We start from the raw sequence: 8,719 nt of genomic DNA, 5'->3' as shown, positions 1-8,719 counted from the left end.
CCCTGGTCTCGCGAGTTACTAGCGGCGCCCAGCAACGACAACAACAAAATCAAAGCCGAAGCCGAAGCCGAAGCCGAAGCACGGCACAGCGAAGCCAAGGCAAAGCAAAATCTTGGCAACGGCAACGGCAACGGCAACGGCAACGGCAACTGCAACTGCAACTGCAACTGCAACTGCAACTGCAACTGCAACAACAGTCCCGCCAACCGCTCCGACAGCGCCACATAGAAAAACTACAAGCGCCGCACTGTCATCACGCGCGCTTCATGCCGCAAAGCCGCATGCGAAGAAAAGCCGCGCTCACTCGCCGAGCCGCGTGCTACTCGAAGTGGCAATGGCACGCAAAAACAATCGCTGTTTATCGATATCACCACACGCCGAATCTCACCGCCGCGCACACGCAGTTGTCGCATGGCCGCAAAACTATGCGCAATCAGCGCGTAGTCGCAACGCGAAACGACACGTCAATCCCATGACGATCCTGGACGCGTCCCGTCATGAGATGACAGCGTCACGCCCACTGTCACGCAAGCCCCGATCGCATGACATTAAAAATAATTCGACAGAAAAATGCCGCGTAAATGCGCATCGCGTCGCACGTTGAAAGCGAAGTTTCTTGAGTAACAAATGTGTACCCGCGCCGTCGTCGCGATGGAACACACGCCGGCGAATCTAGCGAGGCGTCGGATAGCAAATTAATGGACGCAACACATCGCTAAATGGATTAGTCGGATACACGCCACATAACCTCTTTTAGGAGAAGTCACGTGCATCGCAACACGCTCTCGCTTTCCCGCATCGCTTTCGCCACCGCGCTGGTCATCGCCGCCGGTTCCGCCACGGCCGCCGATCTGTACGGCGGCGGCGCCACTTTCCCGGCTCCGGCTTATGTCGGCGACGCTTACAACGCCACCACCCCGAACAAGGCCCGCCTGTCGCGCGCCGCGTCGATCACCGCCCCGGCGGTCGGCTTCAATGTCGCCGGCCTGAGCAACAGCGCCACCGGCCCGAGCGCCGGCAAGACCCCGGTGTTCGCCTTCGTCGCCGACGGCCTGTCGTACTGCCAGACCGGCAGCGGCACCGGCAAGAAGGTGCTCAACCAGGATACCGTCGCCGCCAACGGCGCTTGCGGCGATGCCGCCAGCCCGGCCGCGACCGGTTTCAGCGCGCTGTCGCCGACCCCGGACTTCATCGGCACCGACTCGCCGACCAGCACCGCCGACTACACCACCTTCAACACCAACATGCAGGCCACCCGCGGCGCGATCACGCAGATCCCCGTGCTCGCCGGCGCCATCGCCGTCCCGTACAACAAGTCGACCGTCGCCTCGCTCGACCTCAATGCCGAGAAGGTCTGCAAGATCTTCGGTAAGGTCATCACCGATTGGTCCGATCCGGTCCTCGGCCTGAGCGGCGTCAGCGGCCCGATCACCGTGGTTTACCGCTCCGACGGCAGCGGCACCTCGTTCGCGTTCTCCAGCTACCTCAACAGCGCCTGCGCGACCTTCGGCATCACCGTCACCCCGAACCAGAACTTCGCCACCGCCGTCGGCGGCGCGGGCGCGGGCTGGGTCGGCGCCAACGGCAACAGCGGCGTCGTCAGCAAGGTCAAGACCACCGCCGGCGCCATCGCCTATGCGGACATCGCCGAAGTCCTGGCGCAGTCGGCCACCTACGCCAAGGTCAACACCTTCGATCCGGCCGTCATGCCGGCGTGGCTCAACCTGACCGGCGCCAGCCTGGTCTCGAACAAGGTCCTCGACGGCGCCACCCAGAACGCCATCCCGGGCACGCACAGCGCCGCCGAGCAGACCTGCATGAAGCTGATCCCGCCGAACACGAACGTGTCCGGCGCGTATCCGATCGTGGCTTACACCTACATCAACACCTACTACACCGGTCATGCGGCGACGCAGTCGGCCGCGCTGAAGAACCTGCTGCGCGTGTTCTACTCGACCAAGGTCGTGGCGGGCGTCACCGTTGCGGGCGGTCCGGATCTGCCGAAGGGTTACTCCTACCTGCACCAGAACACCGTGTTCCGCGGCCAGGCCAACACCGCGATCAACAACTGCGTCAACTGATCCAGGCTCCACGGCGCGGCGGCATGGGCCGCCGCGCCGCATTCGCGCGGATACGGCGACAACGAACCACCGCATCGACGGCTCTCCGGGCGACCGGCGGGCCGTTTTGCGTTGCCGCGCGCGAGGGATCGGCGCGGAGGCGAACGCAAAAAAAACTCCCCGGCGAACCGGGGAGCTCGATGGCGGCCACGATCGAGCGCGAATCTCGCGCTCGCATCTCGATCCTGGATCAGGTGCCGCAGAAGCAGGTCGCGTTGGCGCCGACCGAAGCGCCGGCCGGCGCGTCCACGTACACCGTGCACTGCGCGCTGGAGGCGGTGCCCTTGTCGGCGGCGGCGGCGACCTTGTTGTTGCAGGTGCTGGCGGTGACGCCCTTGCGCGTGCCCACGGCGGTGGTTTCGCAGTTGGCGGTGATGTCTTCGCCGCCGCTCAGGCGCGCGGTGCTTTCGACCGCCACCACCGCCGCCGGCGAGGACGACAGGCCGCCGCCGAACACTTCGACCTGGCGCGAACCGGCCGGGCAGGCCACGGCGGCATTGCACAGCACGTTGTCGCCGGCATTGGCGTCGGCGGTCACGGTGGCGTACACCTGCACCACGCCCGGGAAGAAGTTCACCGTCTTGCACTGGCCGGCGGCGTGCGCCTGCGGGGCGGCCAGCAGGCCCAGGCCCAGCGCGGCGGCGATGACGAGAAGCTTGGCGCCAGCGGCGCGCATTACGTAGTCCATTGCGTATCTCCTTAGGAAGTTGGAATGAGTCCGGCGTGGATGTGTCGCATCCCGGGGAGCGGAGACGTTCGGGCATGGCAACGGCCGCGTCGGGCGGCCGCAGATAGCTGCAGATGGGTGGCCAAAGGGCCGCGTCGTGCCGGCGGCGGCCCGTTAATGCAATGCGGTGTGTCGCGGGCGCTCCTTTCCCCGCCAATAGGAGAACAGGCGCACGTGTCGATGCTGTTGCATGCGCGTGAATGCATGTGAGCGCGTAAGCATTCGCGCCGATGCGGCGCGCGCCCGAAGTCAGTCGCCGGCGCGCGCCAGCTTGCGTTCGCGCCGGTGCATCAGCACGCCGGCCACGGTGACGCCGATCGTCACCAGCATCACGATGATCGTGGTCAGCGCGTTGATCTCCGGCGTCACTCCGATCTTCACCTTCGAATACACCAGCATCGGCAAGGTGGTCGAACCCGGGCCCGAGGCGAAGCTGGCGATCACCAGATCGTCCAGCGACAAGGTGAAGGCGAGCAGCCAGCCGGCCAGCAGCGCTGGCGCGATCAAGGGCAGGGTGATGACGAAGAACACCCGCCACGGTTTCGCGCCCAGGTCCATCGCCGCTTCTTCCAGGCTCGCGTCCATCGAGGTCATGCGCGAGCGCACCACCACGGTCACGTAGCAGGCGGTGAGGGTGATGTGGGCCAGGGTGATGGTGGTCATGCCGCGCTCGGGCCAACCGAAGACCTGCTGCAGCCCGACGAAGAGAAGCAACGAGGACAGGCCGAGCATCACGTCGGGCATCACCATCGGCGCGGAGTTGAGCAGACTCAACACGCCGCGTCCGGGAAAGCGCCCGAACCGCGACAGCGCCAGGCCGCTGGCGGTGCCCAGCGCGACCGCGGCGGTGGCCGAGATCGCGGCGATGGTCAGGCTGCGCCGCGCCGCTTCCAATATCTGCTCGTTCTGCGCCAACGCGGCGTACCATTGCAGCGAGAATCCGCCCCAGGTGGTCGCGCGATCCGAGCCGCTGAAGGAGAACACGATCACCGAGACGATGGGCAGGTACAAGAACGCATAGCCCAGCGCCATCATCGTATACAGCGCGAACGGACGCCGGTTCACGACTGCGCCTCGCGCGCCACGCGGCGGTTTTCCACGTACTCGAACAACAGCGTCGGCAACACGATCAACAACAGCATCGCCACCGCGATCGCCGCCGACAGCGGCCAGTCGCGATTGGTGAAGAACTCCGTCCACAGCACCCGGCCGATGGTCAGCGCATCCGGGCCGCCGAGCACGTCGGGAATCACGAATTCGCCGACCGCCGGAATGAACACCAGCAAGGTGCCGGCGAGGATGCCCGGCAGCGACAGCGGCAAGGTCACCCGCACGAACGCCTGCCAGGGTTTCGCGCCCAGGTCGGCGGCGGCTTCCAGCAAGGTGAAGTCCAGGCGGATCAGCGTCGCCGCCAGCGGCAGGATCATGAAGGGCAGGTAGTTGTAGGTGATGCCGATGTACACCGCCAGATCGGTGTGCAGCACCGCCTCGCCGGGCTCGATCACGCCCAGCCACGCCAGCGCCTGGCTGACGATGCCGTTGGCGCGCAGCAGGCCGATCAGCGCATAGGTGCGCAGCAGCGAACTGGTCCAGAACGGCAGGATCACCAGCACCAGCAGCAACAACCGCAATATGCGCGGCGCGCGCGCGATGCCGTAGGCGATGGGATAGCCCAGCAGCAGGCAGCACAGGGTCGAGATGCCGGCGAACAACAGCGATTTCAGATACGCGGCGATGTACAGCGGATCGGCCAGCAGCGCGGCGTAGTTGGAGATATGCAGGCGCAGCGAAGTCGCGCCGTCGGCGGTGGTTTCCAGCAGCGGCGTATACGGCGGCACCTGCCCGAACACCGCCTGGGCGAAGCTGATCTTCAGCACGATCAGGAACGGCACGCAGAAGAACAGCGCCAGCCACAGCATCGGGATCGCGGTGACCAACAGGCGGCCGCGGCGGGTGCGGAATTCGTCTCCCACGGAGCGGAACCAACCGAAGAGATTATCAACGACATCCCCCCAGAAACCCCAAATCCCCCGGCCATTCTCCCCGCGCTCATGCGCACTCACAGCCAAGCCCCCACACCGGCCGCATCCACGACGACGCTCATGGCCTGAGCATTCATGACGTCAACACCACCGCACTCCCCGCATCCCAAGACAACCACAACGTATCGTCCCAGTCGTAATGCGGCTCGGAACTGCGCGCCACATGCGTCTCCTGCACGCGCAACGTCGCGCCGGCCTCGGTCTGCACGTGATAGATCGACACATCGCCCAGATAGGCGATATCGCGGACCTTGCCGGCGACCGCGTTCTCCATCCCCTCCGGCCGGGTCTCGTGCACGTCGATCTTTTCCGGCCGCACCGCGATGCCGACCGCGGTGCCTTCCGGCAGCGGATCGGGATGGCGCGCCAGCAGCTGCGCGTCGACGCCGTCGCACTGGATGCGCAGCAGCCCGGAGCTTTCGTCGTGCGACAGCACGCGTCCGTCGAGCAGGTTAATGCCGCCGATGAACTCGGCGACGAAGCGGGTCGAGGGATATTCGTACAACACCGCCGGCGTCGACACCTGGACGATGCGGCCGGTGTCCATCACCGCGATGCGCGAGGACATGGTCATGGCTTCTTCCTGGTCGTGCGTGACCATGATGAAGGTGGTGCCGACTCGTTCCTGGATGCTGACCAATTCGAACTGGGTATGCTCGCGCAGCTTCTTGTCCAGCGCGCCCAGCGGCTCATCGAGCAGCAACAACTTGGGTTGTTTCGCCAGCGCACGCGCCAGGGCGACGCGCTGGCGCTGGCCGCCGGAGAGCTGGTCGGGCTTGCGATTGCCCAGTTGCGGCATGCGCACCAGTTCCAGCATGGCCTGCACGCGGTCGCGGATTTCTCCGGCGCCGAGCTTGTCCGCGCTGGAGCTGGAATGCTTCAGGCCGAAGGCGATGTTCTGCGCCACGCTCATGTGCGGGAACAGCGCGTAACTTTGGAACATCATATTGACCGGGCGCTGATACGGCGGCAGATCGGTCACATCGATGCCGTCGATGAGCACGCGCCCGCGATCGGGCGACTCGAACCCGGCCAGCACCCGCAGCAGCGTGCTCTTGCCCGAGCCCGAACCGCCGAGCAGGGCGAAGAACTCGCCGCGGTAGACGTCCAGGGAAATGTCGTCGCAGGCGTAGACCTTGCCGAAGGTCTTGGTCACCCCTTCGATGCGCACGAACGGCTGCGCCGCCGGATCGCGCCAGGGTTCGCGCGCGGCCGGCGCGGCGGCGGAGCGGGGGACGGGCGCGGACACGCGCTCAGTGCCCGCTCTTGATGCTGGTCCAGGCGCGCACGCGCTGACGTTGCACGTCCTCGGGCAGCGACTTGGGATCGATCAGCTTGGCGCGCACCGACTCGGGCGGATACACGCCCTGATCCTGCGCGATGGCCGGATCGACCAGGCTGGTCGCGTCCTTGTTGGCGCTGGCGTAGGCGACGTGATTGCTGATCTGCGCGGAGACCTTGGGATCGAGCAGATAGTTGATGAAAGCGTGGGCGTTGCCCGGATGCTTGCTGTCCTTGGGCACCGCGATCACATCGACCCAGCGGATCGCGCCTTCCTTGGGAATGACGAAGCGCAGGTTCGGCAGCGGCGTGCCGGCCTTCTTGGCCGCGTCGAAGGCATCGGTGCTGGCCTGGGCGATGTCGCCGGAATAGCCCATGACCAGACAGGCGTCGCCGTTGGCGAAGGCGTCCTTGTATTCGGCGTTGTTGAAGGTGCGCACGAACGGGCGGATCGCGGAATAGACCTTGCGCACCGCGTCGATCTCGTCGGCGGCGCCGGCGTTGGGATCGCGGCCCAGCCAGATCAGCGCCGCGCCGAAGGTTTCCTGATCGTCGTCCAGCACGGTGATGCCGCACTTCTGCAGCTTGGCCGCGTTGGCCGGATCGAACAGCAGCGACCACGAGTCCAGCGGCGCGTTGGCGCCGAGCGCGGCTTGCACCTTATCGACGTTGACGCCCAGGCCGGTGGTGCCCCACATGTACGGCACCAGGTGCGCGTTGCCCGGATCGATCGCGGCCAGATTCTCCAGCAGTTGCGGATCCAGATGGTTCCAGTTCGGCAACTTGCTCTTGTCCAGCGCCGCGTACAGCCCGGCCTTGACCTGGCGCTGGGCGAACGGCCGCGCCGACGGGAACACCACGTCGTAGCCCGAGGCGCCGGCGCTGAGCTTGCTTTCCAGGGTTTCGTTGGCGTCGTAGACGTCGTAGTTGACCTTGATGCCGTTGGCGGTCTCGAAGTTCTTCACCGTGTCGTCGGCGACGTAGTCCGACCAGTTGTAGACGTTGAGCAGCTTCTGCTCGGCCCCGGCCGGGGCCGCGGGAGCGTCGGCGCCGGACGGCTTGCCGCCGCCGCAAGCGGTGAGCAACAGGGCGCAGGCGAGCGGGGCGAGGCGCAGGTTCACGGTGAATCTCCTGGATGCAGGCACGGGCGGCCGGGTACTGGCGAGGATGTTCGGAGCCTGTTCGCGCGGTGTCAACGCGAAGAGGAGATCGCAGGGCGGCGAGCGCCCGGGCCGGTGGGTGGCCCGCGGCCGATCGGCGCCGGCCGGTCGCATCAGCGGATTGCTCAATTCGTTCGCGGGCTTCGCCGCTGCATTCCCTTGCGCCGGTTCGATGTGCAGTATCGTCATCGGCGGCCGTCCGTCGGCGGCGTTCAAGGGAGAAAACGTGATGCCGATCGTCCTGCAACGCCGTTCGCCGCGACCGCGCCGGCGGGCGTTCACCGTGCTGATGGCCGCGGCCTTCGCCCTGGTGCCGTCGTGGGCCGCGGCGCAGGACAGCGCCGAGACCGGCGAGGCGCGACCGTGGTCGGTGCGCGGCGGCGTGAGCGTACTCAGCGACTACGTATGGCGCGGCGTGTCGCAGACCCAGGAAGACCCGGCGTTGCAGGCGGAGATCAACCTGGAACACCGCAGCGGTTTCTACGTCGGCCTGTGGGGTTCGAGCATCGACTTCACCGCCGCCGACGAAGAGGACGACGGCATCGATTACGAACTGGACGGCTACATCGGCTGGGCCGGCGAACTGCGCCCGGGCCTTGAGTTGGACGTGGTCCTGACCCGCGCCGCCTATCCGGGCGCGCGTTCGGGGTTCGACTACGATTACACCGAGCTGGAAGGCACGTTGAGTTTCGCCGAGCACTACCACGTGGGGCTTGCGTACTCGCCGGATATTTTCGGTCTGGGCGGCCGGGGCTATTACTGGAACGCCGGCGGCGAGTGGCCGTTGGGCGAGAGCGGTTTCGGGCTCAAGGCGCAGATCGGCTATTACGATCTGGAGGATGCGGCGGGCGACAGCTACAACGATCACCTGTTGGCGTTGACGAAGGATTTCGGGCCGGTGCATGCGGAGTTGCAGTACACGGACACGTCCAGCTATGGGCCGCGGTTGGCGGAGGCGTTGGATGATGCGAAGTTGGCGGATGGGAGGTTGGCGGTGATGGTGGGGTGGAAGTTTTAGAGGGGCCGCGATGGTTTTCGTAGCACGCGAGCACCGCATCTGTTGTAGGAGGGGCTTCAGCCCCGATGCCTTCCGTTCCGATCGCCTTGATCTTCACCGGCTGCGGTCGTAGCCGCCTTGCTCCGCTGTTGTGGTGGCTGCTGACTGTGCAGTTACCTTCCTCTGCCTTGCCTTGCCTTGCCTTGCCTTGCCTCCGCTTTTGTCTTTGCCTTCGCTTCCGTTTTCGCTTTTCCGTTCTTGCTTTAGCTCTGGCTGGGCGTCGCTATTAACTCGCGAGACCAGGGACACCCGAAGGGCGGCGCACATGGACGTGCGCCGGGTGCCACCTTGGGCAGGATGCCCAATGTGGCACCTGCCTGCGTCGGCATCGC

Annotated in this window: 8 protein-coding genes; 3 read left to right on the top strand and 5 right to left on the bottom strand. The window is 65.9% G+C overall.

Features of this window, described 5'->3' with window-relative positions; genetic code table 11:
• A partial coding sequence (locus tag J7J50_RS24440; protein ID WP_215097603.1) for a hypothetical protein occupies positions 1 to 228 on the top strand: 228 nt, incomplete at its 5' end.
• A 539-nt stretch (positions 229 to 767) separates the two neighbouring features.
• On the top strand, positions 768 to 2,081 hold the full coding sequence (locus J7J50_RS24435; RefSeq protein ID WP_215061204.1) for a substrate-binding domain-containing protein: 1,314 nt from the start codon (positions 768 to 770) through the stop codon (positions 2,079 to 2,081).
• Positions 2,082 to 2,310: 229 nt separating this feature from the next.
• On the opposite strand, the gene J7J50_RS24430 is transcribed toward J7J50_RS24435, so the two are convergent.
• The 5 genes from J7J50_RS24430 to J7J50_RS24410 form a co-directional block, all read right to left on the bottom strand.
• On the bottom strand, positions 2,311 to 2,808 hold the full coding sequence (locus J7J50_RS24430; protein ID WP_215061206.1) for a hypothetical protein: 498 nt from the start codon (positions 2,806 to 2,808) through the stop codon (positions 2,311 to 2,313).
• 288 nt (positions 2,809 to 3,096) lie between these two features.
• On the bottom strand, positions 3,097 to 3,912 hold the full coding sequence (locus J7J50_RS24425; RefSeq protein ID WP_343222573.1) for an ABC transporter permease subunit: 816 nt from the start codon (positions 3,910 to 3,912) through the stop codon (positions 3,097 to 3,099).
• On the bottom strand, positions 3,909 to 4,766 hold the full coding sequence (locus J7J50_RS24420) for an ABC transporter permease subunit (protein WP_215061214.1): 858 nt from the start codon (positions 4,764 to 4,766) through the stop codon (positions 3,909 to 3,911). Before J7J50_RS24420 ends, J7J50_RS24425 begins: the two co-directional genes overlap by 4 nt.
• A gap of 196 nt (positions 4,767 to 4,962) precedes the next feature.
• Positions 4,963 to 6,138 carry an ABC transporter ATP-binding protein gene (locus J7J50_RS24415; protein ID WP_215061208.1) on the bottom strand — a complete coding sequence of 392 codons (1,176 nt, stop codon included), beginning with the start codon at positions 6,136 to 6,138 and terminating at the stop codon, positions 4,963 to 4,965.
• Between the two features lie 4 nt (positions 6,139 to 6,142).
• On the bottom strand, positions 6,143 to 7,291 hold the full coding sequence (locus J7J50_RS24410; protein ID WP_215061210.1) for a polyamine ABC transporter substrate-binding protein: 1,149 nt from the start codon (positions 7,289 to 7,291) through the stop codon (positions 6,143 to 6,145).
• A 211-nt stretch (positions 7,292 to 7,502) separates the two neighbouring features.
• Here J7J50_RS24410 and J7J50_RS24405 point away from each other — a divergent pair, with 211 nt between their 5' ends.
• Entirely contained in the window at positions 7,503 to 8,348 is an 846-nt protein-coding gene (locus J7J50_RS24405) for a TorF family putative porin (protein WP_215061211.1), read from the top strand.
• Positions 8,349 to 8,719 lie beyond the last annotated feature (371 nt).

It is taken from the genome of Lysobacter sp. ISL-50, from assembly GCF_018612875.1.
In the GTDB taxonomy this organism is placed as follows: domain Bacteria; phylum Pseudomonadota; class Gammaproteobacteria; order Xanthomonadales; family Xanthomonadaceae; genus Lysobacter.
The sequence above is the reverse complement of the archived record's forward strand: the minus strand, read 5'-3'. Positions and strand labels throughout refer to the sequence as shown.